Consider the following 13,951-nt stretch of genomic DNA (forward strand, 5'->3'; position numbering starts at 1 on the left):
TACCTTCGACGAATGGCGTCGGCACGGCGCGCACGCGTATCGTCTTGCGGTTTGCGTGCTGCGCAAAGCACAGGAGCATGAGATGAAAGTTGGCCGCGACGCGCGCAAACGGGTTCTGGTTGGCGGATGCGCGGTGGCCGCGCTGTGTGGTGCGGTGGGCAGCGCGTCGGCACAATCGTCCGTCACGCTATACGGCCGGCTCAACACGGCGCTGGAATACGCCTGGATCAGCGGCGGCGACAATGCCGGCTCGGGCTCACGCATGACGAACAACCGGTCGGTGTTCGGCTTTCGCGGCGAAGAGGACCTGGGCGATGGTCTGTCGGCGATCTTTCAGATCGAGAGCGGCATTGCGCCCAACACCGGGCAAGGCGAGATCGCCAGCCGGAACACGCGCCTTGGGCTGGCATCGCCATACGGCACGTTCTTTCTGGGCAATTGGCACACGGCCTACACCGAGTCGACCATGAAAATGGATCCCTACTATCCGATGACGGCGGGATACATGGCGTTGGTGGGCAACGGTTCGGCGTCCAGCTCGGGCAACGTCGAGAACACCAGTTCGTTTGACCGGCGCCAGAAAAATTCGCTGCATTTCCGGTCGACGGACTGGCATGGCTTGACCGTTGGATTCACGTGGGGCCTGCCGCAGGAACGCATGACGACGCCGCGCAATCCCCAGCTGTTCTCCTGGTCCGCCGCCTACAAGGACGGACCGCTGGCGCTGGTGGCGGCCTATGAGCTGCACAAGAACTATCAGATGGCCGACTCGCATGACGATGCCATCAAGCTGGGCGCCACGTATTCGTTTCCGTCGACCACGATCAACTTCGTCGTGGAGCAGCTGCGCTACCAGACCGCATCCGGCGATCTGCGCCGCAAGGGTTACTACGTGTCCGTGGTGCAGAAGCTGGGCACCGGCAGCCTGAACGCGTCCGTCGGGTACGCCGCCAACGGCACCGGGCCGTCTACCCAGCGGGTGGGCTATGTCCGTAGCGGCCAGAACACCGGCGCGGTCCAGTACACGCTGGGCTATGAGCAGCCCTTGTCCAAGCGCACGTCTGTGTATGCGTACTACTCGAAGATCAAGAACCGCTCGAATGCGGCGTACGACTTCGCCATCAATGAGCTGGGCGTGACCGCTGGCGCCAGCCCGCAAACGATCGCGTTGGGGTTGCGGCACAGCTTTTAGAATTGGTGAGAATTAACGATTCATTAATTCTTCGCCCTCTATAGTCGCGCTCGTCAGCCGGCGCGGGCCCCTTCAGGGTCCAGGCGCTTGTCCAGCGCGATTGTCATTAGCCGGTTGCCAACAACAACAAAAGGCGAATGATGAATCTGGCAGCCATGAAAGTGAGTTCGCGTCTTGCGATCGGTTTTCTCTTGCTTGTTCTTGCGTTGGTGGTGCTTGGGGGCCTGTCCCTGTACGCCATGAGGACGCTGGACAGATCGATGAACGACATCGTGAATGTAAACAACCAGCAGTTGAAGCTGGCGTTGCAGATGCGCGAGCTGGTGCAGGGCCGGGCCATCGTGGTGCGCAACATCGTGCTCTACACGGATCCGCAAGCCGTGGCCAATGAGATCGCCCGGGCCGAAGACATGGCGGCGCGCTATCGCCAAGCCAATGAACGTCTTGCGCAGATGTTTGCGAGCGATGCCGGTACCCTTGACGCGGAACGGGATCTGCTGGCCGCCGCCCGCCGCGCGGAACAGGACGCCACGCCCATCTACCTGCGTGCGCTGGAAGCCGGGCGGCAGAACAACACGCAGGAAGCCGCCCGCATTCTGCGGGAAGAACTGCGTGCCAAGCAGGACGCGTGGCTCGACCAGTTGCTGTCGCTCGCCAACCTTGAATCCCAGCTCAACGATGAATCGGCGCAGCGGGCGGCGGCGACGTCGGCGCGTCTGCAGAGCACAATCGTTGTGATCATGTCGATCGCGGTGCTGTTGGGCGTCCTGTCGGCGTGGCTGGTCACGCGCAGCATCCTGCGGCAGCTGGGCGGAGAACCCGCCGACGCGCAAAAGCTGGCCGGCGCCATTGCCAGCGGCGATCTCACGACGGCGCTCAAGCTCGATGAGCGGGACCATTCGAGCCTGATGTACTCGCTGGAAACGATGCGCAGGCAGCTTGCGTCGACGGTCGGCACGATCGTCAGCGCGGCGGAATCCATTTCGACGGCGTCGGCGCAGATTGCCGAGGGCAATGCCGACCTGTCGCAACGCACCGAGGAGCAGGCTGCATCGCTTGAGGAAACGGCCGCGAGCATCGAAGAGATGACCTCGACGGTGCGGATGAACCAGGACAATGCGGCCAGCGGCAGCAGCCTTGCCGTCGATTGCAGCCAGCTCACGGTTGAAGCGGGCCGCGTGGTGGGCCAGGTGGTCGATGCGATCGGGGCCATCTCGGCCGACGCGCAGCGCATGGGCGAGATTGTGTCGGTGATCGACAGCATTGCCTTCCAGACGAACATTCTTGCGCTCAATGCGGCCGTGGAAGCGGCGCGGGCCGGCGAACAGGGCCGCGGCTTCGCCGTGGTGGCGACGGAAGTGCGCGCGCTGGCGCAGCGCAGCGCCACGGCCGCCAAGGAGATCAAGGGCTTGATCGAAAACTCCCAGCGTGCGGTGGAGGGCGGCGAGTCTATGGCGGCCACGGCGGGCGGCCAGATGGAGAAGGTGCTCGACGCCGTGGCAAGGCTCAAGGAGGTGACCGTTGAGATCGCCTCGGCCTCGGCCGAGCAGACCGCCGGCATCGAGCAGGTGAACGTGGCGGTATCGCAAATGGACACGATGACGCAACAGAATGCGGCGTTGGTCGAAGAGTCCGCTGCGGCGGCCGGCGCAATGGCGACGCAGGCGAAAGAGCTCTTGCAGGCGGTGGCGCGCTTCAAGACGGAACGGCAGCCGGGCGCGGCGCAGGCCGGCGCGCGTTACGAGCGGTTGGCATTGGCAGCACCCGCGCACGCCTGAGGCCGCAACCTGACCGTATGATGCGGCACGGGGCCGCTAGCGCACAGCCCCATGCAGCAGCTGTCAACGCACACGGAAGGGGAATACTGACATGCGAGTTCTGTTGGTTGAGGACGACGCGATGTTCGCGGACGCGTTGACGCTGGCGCTTGAGGAACTGGACTTCGCGGTGACGCTCGCGCAGGACGTCGAGGCTGCCAAGGTGCTGCTGCTGCAGCATGACTTCACGCTCGTGCTGCTGGATATCGGGCTGCATCGCGGTTCGGGCCTGGACGTGCTGCGTTTCTTGCGCCGGCGCGGCGACGCGGTGCCGGTGATCCTGATCACCGCGCGGGACGCCTTGAGCGACCGCATCAGGGGCCTGGATCTGGGCGCCGATGATTACGTCATCAAGCCGTTCGAACCCGCGGAGCTGTTTGCCCGCATGCGCGCCCTGCTCAGGCGCAGCGGCGTTCCGGGCGACAAGATCCTGTCCTGGCGTCATGTGAAGCTGGATCCCGGCCGGCGCGAAGCCTTCGTCGACGAGGCGCCGACACGGTTGTCGGAGCACGAGTTCCGCACGCTGGAGATGCTTCTCAGGCACGCGGACCGGCTGGTGTCCACGGAAGAGCTGCGCGCGCACCTGTATGGCGCGGGCCGGCCTGGCGAGAGCAACACGATCGCCGTGTTCATTCATTCGCTAAGAAAGAAGCTGGGCAAGGACACCATCGAGAATGTTCATGGTCAAGGCTACCGGCTGGCCCGGGATAGCGGCTGATGCGGCGGGTCACGAATTCGTTGCGCGCACAGGTCCTGTTGGGCATCTTCAGCGCGCTGCTCGTGTCGTGGCTGGTGCAGTTTGGCTTGTATTGGAACAGCGTGACCCGGGCCGAATCCGGGGTGCGCGATCATGAATTGAGTGCCGTAGTCAACAGCATGGCCTTCTTTCTGGCGATGGTGCCCGCGACTCAAGACATCACCCGGGAACTGCCGGTGCCCGCCTTTCTGGTGCGTCAGACCGTCGGCAAGACCGAGATCCAGGTCTGGGACCGCGTGACGAATCGCCTGGTGCTTGCGTCCAAGGACGCGCCGCGCAAGCGGATGGTACAGGGAAACACGGTTGGATTTTCGTGCGTCGTCCAGGATGGAGACACGTGGCGGGTGTACACGGGGCTGGACGAGTCCGCGCGCTTCGAAATCGTCGCGGGCACGCCGACGCGAGCGTTCTATGCCGGCCTTGCCGCCCGGTTCGAGCTGGGTTCGATCGTCACGTTGCTGATGTTTGCCGGGATCGGGGGCGTCACGATGGTGGTTGTCTGCCGTTCCGTGCGCAAGCTTGGCTGCGTGGCCAGGGAGATTGCCGAGGCCAGCGTGACCGACGGCGTGACCGTTGACGAGCGCGCGGTACCCGCGGAGCTGGTGCCGTTGATACGCGCGATCAATGAACGCCAGCGCCGGGTGGCGGCGTTGATCGAGAACGAGCGCCGGTTCATCGGCGATGCCGCCCACGAGCTTCGCACGCCGCTGGCGGTGCTGGCCGTGTATGCGGACACGGCGTATCGCGTCAACGATCCCGTGAAGGCCAGGATGCTGATGCAGAAAATTGCGCAGACCACGCGCCGCAGTTCACGCATCGTCGAACAGCTGCTGGACCTGGCGCGCACGGACCGCAACGACATCCGCCTTGAGCCGGTGAACCTCGCGTCCGTGGTGGCCTTCGTGCTGCGGGACATGCAGGCCTCGTTCATCCATCGCGGCCAGCAGGTCACCGTGGATGCCGCGCCGGTCCTGATCATGGGCCAGGTGGATGCGCTGGGCATTCTGGTGCGCAATCTGGTGGACAACGCGGGCCGGTACAGCGGCGAGAACAGTGCGATCAGCGTTGCGCTGCATTGGGAGCCGGAGGGCGTCACGCTGGCGGTCGCGGACAACGGGCCGGGCATCGCCCGGCCATTGCGCGAGCGGATCTTCGACCCGTTCTATCGCGGGCCGGGCGCGCCAAGCCACGGGAGCGGGCTGGGGCTGGCCCTGGTCGCCAGAATTGCCCGCTCGCACCAGGCGCGCGTGACCGTTGACGAAGGGCCCGAGGGGCGCGGCGTCTGCTTCAACGTGGTGTTTCCACTGCCCGGTGCAGCGGCCGCCGGGCTTGCGTGACGAGGCCAAAGCAGAACGGGGTCCCGTGTCATTTTGTGACTGAATGCGGCGTTGCCAAGTGCGCTGTCCGCGCGGGCATACGGCCAAAAGATGGTATCCGCAAACGGCTGATACTCGCGGGAGGATGGTATCCAATTAACGGAAATAAATACTTTGGATAATATCTGCGCGCGTGTGCCTAGCATTATCAGACGTATGCCGTAGACCTATTTTGATAATTAACGGGATATAACCCCGATTATTAACGGGGACGCAAAATAAACCGTTATACAGTGCCTCCTTTTTTCGAGAGCTGACCCTAAATTCACGCCGGCTGCATTATTACTTGCCGATACTTTTTAAACATATCGGCAATAGGTGAAAGGAAGCTCGATTAATCCGGAGGATTGAAGTTTTGGCACACGGCACAAAGAAGTGGCTGACGGCGACGCTCGCCTTGAGCGCGTCCTATGCGGGCAGCGTCACCGCTGCGGACCTGACCATCGGGGCGGGCAATACGCAGGTGTTTGACGGGTCGGCCAACTTTCCCGGCGGAATCGATGTCAATGGCGGGACGGCGGTAATCGGCGGCAATGGGGGCGGCGCGGGCGTGACGATCGGCGGCAACGTCAATGCCATGTCCGGCGGCACCGTGGCGGGTTTTGGCGCGATCAACGGCGACCTGAACGTGACGGGCAATGCCCGCGTCGCGCCGGGATACTGGGTGGACACGCCCACCGGCGTTTCCAACGGCAATCTCGTTGTGAACGGCAACCTGGGCATCAACAACGGCGTCTTCGATTTCGAGACCGGCTATGCCGGACTGCCCATCACGCAACCGGGCACGGGCGACAACATCACGGTGGGCGGCAACGTGGCCCTGAACAATGCGACGTTGAACGTGAAGGTCAGCACGCACGGCGTCAACGCCGGCTTCTACCGCATCATGTCGTACGGCGGCACGTTGAGCGGCAGTGGCCTGACGCTGGGCACGGTCTCCGGCGACTCGGTGCCGGCCGCCACCATCCAGACGCTGACGGGCGACAAGCACATCAACCTGGTTCTGGGTCCCAGCACGACCAACCTGTGGAACGGCAATGGCGTGGCCTCCGCGGCAAACGCCGGCGGCGGCAACGGCACGTGGAGCGCCGCGAGCACGAACTGGAACAGCCCGACCAACGCCACCGGCGCGCTGCCCAGCGGCGGCTATGCAATCTTCACGGGCGCGGCGGGCACCGTCACCGTCGATGGCAGCGCGGGCCCGGTGCGCGTGTCGGGACTGCAATTCGCGACGGACCGGTATCTCCTGCAGGGCGCGCCGATCACGCTGGCCGGCACCGGCGGCAACCCGCCCGTCATCGTCGTCGGCGACGGCACGTATGCGGCGGGCAGGTTCGTGGACATCATCGACAACCCGCTGCAAGGCACCGAAGGCTTTGTGAAAACCGGCGTGGGCTCGATCATCCTGAACGGCGACAGCAGCAACCTGACCGGTCCGATCTTCATCGCCGACGGCGCGCTGGAGATCAACGGCAAGCTGAATGGCCCGATGGACATCGGCCGCGAAGTGGTGCTGGCCGGTGTCGGCCAAGTGGGCAGCACGACGCTGTACCCCACGGCCGTCATCTCGCCGGGCAACGACGGCACGCCGATGGGCACGCTGACGGTCAACGGCAACCTGAATTTCGGCCAGGACACGGTTTACCGCGTGCATGCCGATCCGGCCAGCACCCTGAGCGACCGCATCCATGTGACGGGCGTCGCCACGCTGGACGGCACCGTGGCGCATGTGGGCCCGAACGGCAACTACGCGCCGCGCGCGACGTACAACATCCTGACGGCCGACGGCGGCATTCAGGGCCGTTTCACGGGCGTGTCTAGCGCATACGCGTTCCTGACGCCGTCGCTCAGCTATGACGCGAAGAATGCGTTCATGACGCTCGCGCGCAACGACGTGCCGATCGGCAGCGTCGGCGGTTCGGAAAACGAAACCAACGTGGGGGGTGCACTGGACCAGCAGGCGCCGCCTTCGAGCGGCAATGGCTCGGCGCCGGCAGGCAACGGCGCCGCGCCGTCGGGTAGCGGTTCCAGCCAGGCTGGCAGCGGCTCGGCCTCAACCGGCGGCGATGCCGCGCCGGTCGTCACCCAACCCGTTGCGCCCGGCGCCGATTCGTCGCTGATTGCCAGCGCCAATGGCGCGGGCAAGGCGACGGGCGCCAGCCAGGTCACGGATGCCGTGCTGGCCATGACGCCGGGGCAGGCGCGCGCGGCGTTGAAGCAGTTGTCCGGCGAAGCGTACGCGAGCACGGGCAGCGTGCTGCAAACCCAGGGCGACGCGGTCACCACCTTGCCGCTGTCGCATCTGCGCGGCAATCTGGACGCGCCGATGCGCGCCGGCCGGCCGACGGCGCAGTTGGGTGCGACGTCTTCCGACGCCCTGCCGCAAAGCGGCGCATCGCCGATCTGGGCGCAGGCGTTCGGCAACTGGAGCACCTTCAACGGGGACGGCAATGCATCCACCGTGCGTCAGTCCTCGGGCGGCCTGTTCGTGGGCGGCGATGGCGACGTGGGAGGCGGCTGGCGCCTGGGTGGCGCGGTCGGTTATACCGGCAGCCACAACTCGATCTCTGACGTGTCCTCGCGCATGAGCGTGGACAGCTACACGGCGACGGTCTTCGGCGGCAAGAACTTCGAAGCCGGTCCGGGACACGTGCGCTTCATGGCGGGCGCGGCCTACACCTGGCACGAGATCGACGCCAAGCGCAACGTCGCGGCCGGCAGCCTGAACCAGCGTCTGGAATCGTCCTACAACGCGTCGTCGACGCAACTGTTCACGGAGCTTGGCTACAAGCTGCCGCTTTCGGATGCCTATGCGATCGAGCCCTTCGCCGGCGTGGCCTGGAACCAGATCCGCACGCGCGGCTTCCAGGAGACGGGCGGCTCTGCGGCCCTGCGCGGCCAGAGCAACACGGACGATGTGACGAGCACCACGCTGGGCCTGCGCGGCGCCATGCTGATCGGCACGGACAACGCGCCTGGCCGCTTGACGGCGACGGTGGGCTGGCGCCACGCGATGGGCGATGTGAAGCCCACGCAGAAACTCGCCTTTGAAGGCGGCAGCACCTTCACGGTGTCGGGCGTGCCCATCGCGAAGAACGCGGCGGTGCTGGGCCTGGGCGCCGAAATGGCGATCACGCGCAGCACGACTGCGGGCGTGGCCTACGACGCGCAGTTCGGCAGCGGCAACCGCCAGCAGTCGGGCATGTTCAAGCTGATGACGCGCTTCTGACGCGCATGGGCGTGGCCGCATGACTGCCCGTCAGGGCAGGATTGCGCGCCGGCCCCGCATGCCTGCAACGCGCTGAGTGCGGGGTCCACGGGCCCGGCCCTCAGCGCGTTTTAATTTCGGGGTCTGCTTTGGAAATGGGAGGCGGCAGGGGCAGGCCCTCTGCCCGGGCCAGTCTTTCCATCGCCACTTCCAGAATGGCGCGCGCCTGACCCGCGGCGCGTCCGAGGTCGCTGTGCAGCTGCGCGTCGTCGTCGTTGCGGGACGCGCACTGCACGCTGTAGCGTTCGAAGCTGCCCACCATCAGCAGCAGGTCGGCCAGGTGCTTCGGGCATTCGCACGCCAGGCCGCTGCCGGACGCCATGATGGTGAATAGCGCATGCTCGTCAAAGCGTAGATCCAGCGTGGGCTGGGCAGGCGCGGTCGGCAGCCGTTCGCCGGCTAGCGCCGAGCGGCACAGCAGCAGCAATTCGCCGATGTCCGCCGGAACGCGGGCCGCCAGAAAACCGTGGGCGCGCAAGGCGCGAATGGTCGCGCTGGCGCAGAACCGGTAAAGCACCAGCACGGCGACGTCGCCACACGCTTTTGCGGCCGCCACGATCAGCGGCAGCGCGCTTTCATGCAGCTCGGACAGTTCGATCACCAGAACTTCGAGGTCTGCCTCTTGCGGCGTGAGGGCGACCTGCTCAAGGTGCGGCCAGCTCTGTTGAACGATCACGTCCAGGCCGTCGCGTCCGCTGCCGGCGATGCGCCGGGTCAGGTTGGCGCCGGCCACGCCCAGGCGCAGCGGTCCCTGCGCCGCGGGTTGGCGCGCGGCGGCGCCAGCCAGTTCATGCAGCTGTTCGATGGGCATGGGCGCAAGCACGCCGATGGCATGCCCCTGATCGACCAGTTGCTTGAGCAGGCTGAGACGGCGCACCTGTTCGGCGGAATACAAGCGCTGGCCGCGCGCCGAGCGTTCAACATCGGACAGGTTGTAGCGGCGCTCCCAGACGCGCAGCGTCTCGGGCGAGAGCCCCGCCAGGCGCGCCGCCACGCCGCTGCGGTACGTGATGCGGCCGTCATCGGATTGCTTGGATTCCATTGTTTTCCTTGACCCGGTATTGAACCGATATGTTTGCATAATAGCGGTTCAAGTCGTGGACGAGAAGAAGGCAGGCGCGTAAATTCCTTCATCAAGCGGTTCAACTTCCCCCCTATTCGAGGCCGCTTTCGGAACCCGCGCTCGCGGGAGGTCACTGGACAAGGAGTCAATCATGAAACGTCTTTTGGCAGGAATTTCGCTCACCCTGGCGCTGGGCACCGCGCACGCCGCCGACATCGTGGACACCGCCAAGTCTGCCGGTTCGTTCAATACGCTGGTCACCGCCGTGCAAGCGGCCGGGCTGGTCGACACGCTGAAGGGTCCGGGCCCGTACACCGTGTTCGCGCCGACCGACGAAGCCTTCGCCAAGGTGCCGAAGGACAAGCTGGACGCGCTGCTCAAAGACAAGGCCGCGCTGACCAAGGTGCTTACCTATCACGTCGTGCCGGGCAAGGTCATGGCCAAGGACGTCAAGCCGGGCAAGGTGAAGACGGTTGAAGGCAGCTCGTTGACCATCGCGGTCAATGGCGGCAACGTCACCGTGGACAACGCCAAGGTCGTGAAGACCGATGTCGCGGCGGACAACGGCGTCATCCACGTCATCGACACGGTGCTGATGCCGAAGTAGCGGTTTGTGCGTGTAGCAGGCCGTACCGATGTCCGGCCTTGATAGGCCACCTTGACGGTGCGTGGCCTATCTTTTTTCTTCTTGACCGGCAAGCCGCCTCACCGGCTTGCCGGCCCCGGCCGCGCTCAATCCGAGGTGATATTCGGTGCCGCCGCGCCTATGCTGCCCGTCTAGCGGAAACGCGCGGGCCAGGCGATGCTTCCGCCTCGCGCTTGCGATGCGCGAAATTCAGCGTCACCATCAGCCCCGCTGCCATCGAGAACAGGTGCTTGAGCGTGTGGCCGCTCATGAACGCGAACGTCTGGTAGATCTGATAGTCCAGCAGTTCGGCGGCCTTGGCCAGCACGTAGAACCCGATGGCCGCGCCGAAGTACAGCCGTTCGCGCAGCGGGGTGCCGTTTCTCCATTGCAGCAGCGGCACCAGCACCAGCGGCATGAACTGCACGAAGAGGTAGGGACGCAGATCGCCCGTGGACGTGTGGTCGGTGTACCACCACCACGCCACGCTGCCCACGGCAAGCGCGGTCCACAGCACATCGACCCAGCGGCCGTCGCCGACGGTTTCGCGCCAGACGGCCGACAGGATGCCGGCGCACAGTAGCGCGATGGGCAGGCGGTCCCAAATCAGGCGCGCGTTGTCGGGCAAGAGGTGATACCACCCGGAGCCGAATGCGGTCAGCATGAGCGCAAGGAAGAACACCGTGTAGCCCGGCCGGATGGCGTCCAGCGCACGCAGGCGGCGCGAGTGCATGACCAGCGCCAAGCCATACCAGCCGACCACCGCGAAGCCCAGGTTGGAGAGCACATCGCCCGCGTTGGGAATGCCCAGCCACGCGCGCTTGTCGGCAAAGTCGTGATAGTGCTCGAGCTGGGCGATCGGCCCGTGCAGCGCGAGGCCCACGGCGACCAGGATCACCACTGTCCACGGAAGCAAGCGGCGCGTGTTCAGGCCGGGGGGCGTTGCAGCAGGTAGTGTGCTCATGCGGTTCTTCCCCGGCAGGCGGGTGTGCCGGCTAATGCTGATAGTAAAGGCGGCGCCCGCCCGTCTCCAGCCCCGGCGCTACGGGATTCGCAGGATTTTTATGTCGTTGTGTATCGGCGCGCGCGGCGCGTACATGCCGACACCCACCCCCCCGCGCCCCGGGTCACAGTGACGTCCAGCAGTCACGTCCCCTTCAACAAGACTTTCTGGAGCATCACCATGCCGGAACCGGTAAACGTCCAGCGGCGCCGCCTGCTGGGTACGACTTCTTCGCTGGCGGGCGCCAGCCTGCTGGGCCTCGGGCTCGGCGGCAACGCGATCGCCAAATCCGTGGCGAAGGCCCCGCAAGGCCCCGTCCCCACGTTCAACAGCATCCGGCAGATCCGCGCCGGCACGCTGGACGTGGGCTACGTGGACGCCGGCCCGGCCGATGGCCCCGTCGCCATCCTGCTGCACGGCTGGCCCTATGACATCCACAGTTTCATCGACGTTGTGCCGCGCCTGACGGCCGCCGGTTACCGCGTGATCGTCCCCCATTTGCGCGGCTACGGCACCACGCGGATCGTATCGCCGGACACCCCGCGCAATGGCGAACAGGCCGTCGTGGCCGTGGACATGATTGCGCTGATGGACGCGTTGAAGATTCGCAAGGCGGTCGTCGCCGGCTTCGATTGGGGCGCACGCACCGCGTGCATCATGGCGGCGCTGTGGCCGCAGCGCTGCGAGGCGCTGGTGTCGGTCAGCGGCTATCTGATCGGCAGCCAGGAAGGAAACCGCAAGCCGCTGCCGCCGCAGGCCGAGCTGCAATGGTGGTATCAGTTCTACTTCGCAACGGAGCGCGGCGCGGCCGGCTACGCTGCCAACGTGAACAGCTTCAACAAGCTGATCTGGCAACTGGCCTCGCCGCAATGGCGCTTTGACGACGCAACGTTTGCGCGATCGGCGCGCGCCTTCGACAACCCCGACCATGTCGAGATCGTGGTGCACAACTACCGCTGGCGGCTGGGACTGGCGCAGGGCGAGTCACAGTACGACGAGCTGGAGGCGCGGCTGGCGCAATTTCCCAGGATCGGCATTCCGTCGATCACGATGGAAGGCGACGCAAATGGCGCGCCGCATCCGCCACCCGCGGCCTACGCCGGCCAGTTCACCGGCAAATATCAGCACATCGACGTGGGTGTCGGCATCGGCCACAATCTGCCGCAAGAGGCGCCGAAGACGTTTGCCGACGCGGTGCTTCGCGTCACCCGCCTGTAGCGCAAACGCGTCAGGCCGCGACGCAACGCGCCGTTCAGCCGGCGCGCGGCAGCCAGTCCGAGACGGTCGCAAGGACCTGCTCGGGCATCTCGCGGTGCGGCACGTGGCCGCAGTTCTCGAAGATGACGGGCTGCGCGCCTGCCAGTTGCGCAATGCGCTCGGCGTGCACCGTGGAGCCGTATTCGTCGTTGTCGCCGTGCAGCGCCAGCGCGGGGCATTTCACCTGCGCCAGCTGCGGGTCCAGCGTCCAGTCCGCGAAGTCCGGCGACAGCCAGGTGTCGATCCAGGCGCTCAGCACCCAGGCCGCCTTGTCGCCGTGGTACTTCTTCAGGCGGTCAAGCTGTCCGGGCTGCGCGAAAGACTCGCGCGCCTGGCGGATGCCTTCCAGGGTGCGTTCCTCTGCGTAGACCTGCGCGGATTCGGTGATGAGCGCGCGGCACGACTGCGGATATGCCGCGGCGCTGGCAATGGCCATGCCGCCGCCGACGCTGTGGCCAAACGCCGCGAACTGGTCCAGCTCCAGCGCTTCGCGCACGGCGCGAAATCCCTCGATGGCCTCGCGCACCACGAAGTCCACACCAAGCGTGCCCTTATACGGGTCGGACCGGCCAAATCCCAGGCGGTCGTAGGCAATGACCTCGCGCCCCGTCGCGCCGGCCAGCCGTTCCGGAAAGTCGCGCCACAGCTCCACGCATCCCAGCGAATCGTGCATCAGCACGATGGGCGCGCCGCTGCCGGCAGAGGTGGCGGATGCGGCGGGCGTCCAGCGCCGCACGAAAAGCTGGCCGCTGGCGGCGGGGACGAATACATCTTGGAATTCGACGGACGACATCACGGGTTCTCACGGATCAGATGGCACGGGACGCCTCTGGGGCGCGGCAGCACGCCAGCCGCCTCCCGGGGACAGTTCGAAATAGTAGCGTAGGCGCGCCCAGGCGCTTGCTGGCGTGGCGCGCCGGTATCAAAGGCGTGACGTTACGAATGCAATTGCTACTGCACCACGGCGGACCGTGTCCGCACGCACATCATTTGTCGCATTACATGCCCTGCCCGCGCGCCGATTTTCGCCGGCGCGCCACTACGATGGCCGCAGTTATTTACCGCACCAGGAGCAAGTCATGAAGATCCCTTTCCGCCACCTCGCCGGCGCCGCCGCGCTCATCGCGGCCCAGTGCTACGCAGGCACCGCCAGTGCGCAGTGGCTCGACGCCGTAAAGGGACAGATGGAAGGCGCGGGCCAAGGCAGTGCAACCCAAGGCGGCGCCGCCCCAAGCAATGCCGGCCAAGGCGGCATCCTGCAGGGCATCGGCAACAGCCTGCCGCTGTCTTCGCTTACCCCGGCCTCGGCCGGCAACGCGGCCGGCGTGCTGGAGTTCTGCATGAAGAACAACTACCTGGTCGGTGGCGATGCGCAGGCCTTGAAAGACAAGCTAATGGGCAAGATCGGCGGCGGCTCGACGCAGAAGGCCAAGTCGGATTCGGGATACCTTGCCGGCCTGCAAGGGCTGCTCAACGGCAGCGACGGCAAATCGGTGGACCTGAGCGGCGGCGGGCTGAAAGAGGAACTGACCCGCAAGGCGTGCGATCAGGTGCTCAAGCACGCGAAGTCGTTCCTGTAGCGGCGCGTCACCG

At 65.8% G+C, this 13,951-nt stretch carries 11 protein-coding genes; 8 read left to right on the forward strand and 3 right to left on the reverse strand.

Annotated elements, in window-relative coordinates; translation table 11 throughout:
- The first annotated feature begins 82 nt into the window (after nucleotides 1-82).
- From V6V88_RS01240 to V6V88_RS01260, 5 genes are all read left to right on the forward strand, one after another.
- A complete protein-coding gene (locus V6V88_RS01240; RefSeq protein ID WP_338617349.1) occupies nucleotides 83-1,192 on the forward strand; it encodes a porin in 1,110 nt (369 codons plus the stop codon).
- Nucleotides 1,193-1,347: 155 nt separating this feature from the next.
- On the forward strand, nucleotides 1,348-2,970 hold the full coding sequence (locus tag V6V88_RS01245; RefSeq protein WP_338617350.1) for a methyl-accepting chemotaxis protein: 1,623 nt from the start codon (nucleotides 1,348-1,350) through the stop codon (nucleotides 2,968-2,970).
- Between the two features lie 91 nt (nucleotides 2,971-3,061).
- Nucleotides 3,062-3,727, forward strand: coding sequence for a response regulator transcription factor (locus V6V88_RS01250; RefSeq protein ID WP_223573946.1), 666 nt, complete (start codon nucleotides 3,062-3,064; stop codon nucleotides 3,725-3,727).
- Nucleotides 3,727-5,103, forward strand: a complete 1,377-nt coding sequence (locus V6V88_RS01255; RefSeq protein ID WP_223573948.1) for an ATP-binding protein — start codon at nucleotides 3,727-3,729, stop codon at nucleotides 5,101-5,103. The genes V6V88_RS01250 and V6V88_RS01255 overlap by 1 nt, the downstream gene beginning before the upstream one ends.
- Nucleotides 5,104-5,497: 394 nt before the next feature.
- Nucleotides 5,498-8,371 (forward strand): autotransporter domain-containing protein, encoded by a 2,874-nt coding sequence (locus V6V88_RS01260; protein ID WP_338617353.1) that lies wholly within the window; start codon nucleotides 5,498-5,500, stop codon nucleotides 8,369-8,371.
- A 100-nt stretch (nucleotides 8,372-8,471) separates the two neighbouring features.
- On the opposite strand, the gene V6V88_RS01265 is transcribed toward V6V88_RS01260, so the two are convergent.
- The gene (locus V6V88_RS01265) at nucleotides 8,472-9,452 is read right to left on the reverse strand and encodes a MerR family transcriptional regulator (protein WP_223573950.1); all 981 of its coding nucleotides are present in this window, start codon (nucleotides 9,450-9,452) and stop codon (nucleotides 8,472-8,474) included.
- A 172-nt stretch (nucleotides 9,453-9,624) separates the two neighbouring features.
- Here V6V88_RS01265 and V6V88_RS01270 point away from each other — a divergent pair, with 172 nt between their 5' ends.
- The gene (locus V6V88_RS01270) at nucleotides 9,625-10,080 is read left to right on the forward strand and encodes a fasciclin domain-containing protein (RefSeq protein WP_062840036.1); all 456 of its coding nucleotides are present in this window, start codon (nucleotides 9,625-9,627) and stop codon (nucleotides 10,078-10,080) included.
- A 157-nt stretch (nucleotides 10,081-10,237) separates the two neighbouring features.
- Here V6V88_RS01270 and V6V88_RS01275 read toward each other — a convergent pair whose 3' ends face one another.
- Complete coding sequence (locus V6V88_RS01275) at nucleotides 10,238-11,062, reverse strand: alkaline phytoceramidase (protein WP_155721849.1); 825 nt, start codon at nucleotides 11,060-11,062, stop codon at nucleotides 10,238-10,240.
- Nucleotides 11,063-11,281: 219 nt separating this feature from the next.
- Here V6V88_RS01275 and V6V88_RS01280 point away from each other — a divergent pair, with 219 nt between their 5' ends.
- On the forward strand, nucleotides 11,282-12,319 hold the full coding sequence (locus V6V88_RS01280) for an alpha/beta hydrolase (RefSeq protein WP_062840037.1): 1,038 nt from the start codon (nucleotides 11,282-11,284) through the stop codon (nucleotides 12,317-12,319).
- A gap of 34 nt (nucleotides 12,320-12,353) precedes the next feature.
- On the opposite strand, the gene V6V88_RS01285 is transcribed toward V6V88_RS01280, so the two are convergent.
- Nucleotides 12,354-13,151 (reverse strand): alpha/beta fold hydrolase, encoded by a 798-nt coding sequence (locus V6V88_RS01285; RefSeq protein ID WP_223573952.1) that lies wholly within the window; start codon nucleotides 13,149-13,151, stop codon nucleotides 12,354-12,356.
- 286 nt (nucleotides 13,152-13,437) lie between these two features.
- On the opposite strand from V6V88_RS01285, the gene V6V88_RS01290 reads away from it, so the two are divergent.
- Nucleotides 13,438-13,938, forward strand: coding sequence for a DUF2501 domain-containing protein (locus V6V88_RS01290; RefSeq protein ID WP_223573954.1), 501 nt, complete (start codon nucleotides 13,438-13,440; stop codon nucleotides 13,936-13,938).
- The last annotated feature ends 13 nt before the right edge of the window (nucleotides 13,939-13,951 follow it).

It is taken from the genome of Achromobacter sp. E1, from assembly GCF_037039475.1.
Classification (GTDB): domain Bacteria; phylum Pseudomonadota; class Gammaproteobacteria; order Burkholderiales; family Burkholderiaceae_B; genus Achromobacter; species Achromobacter mucicolens.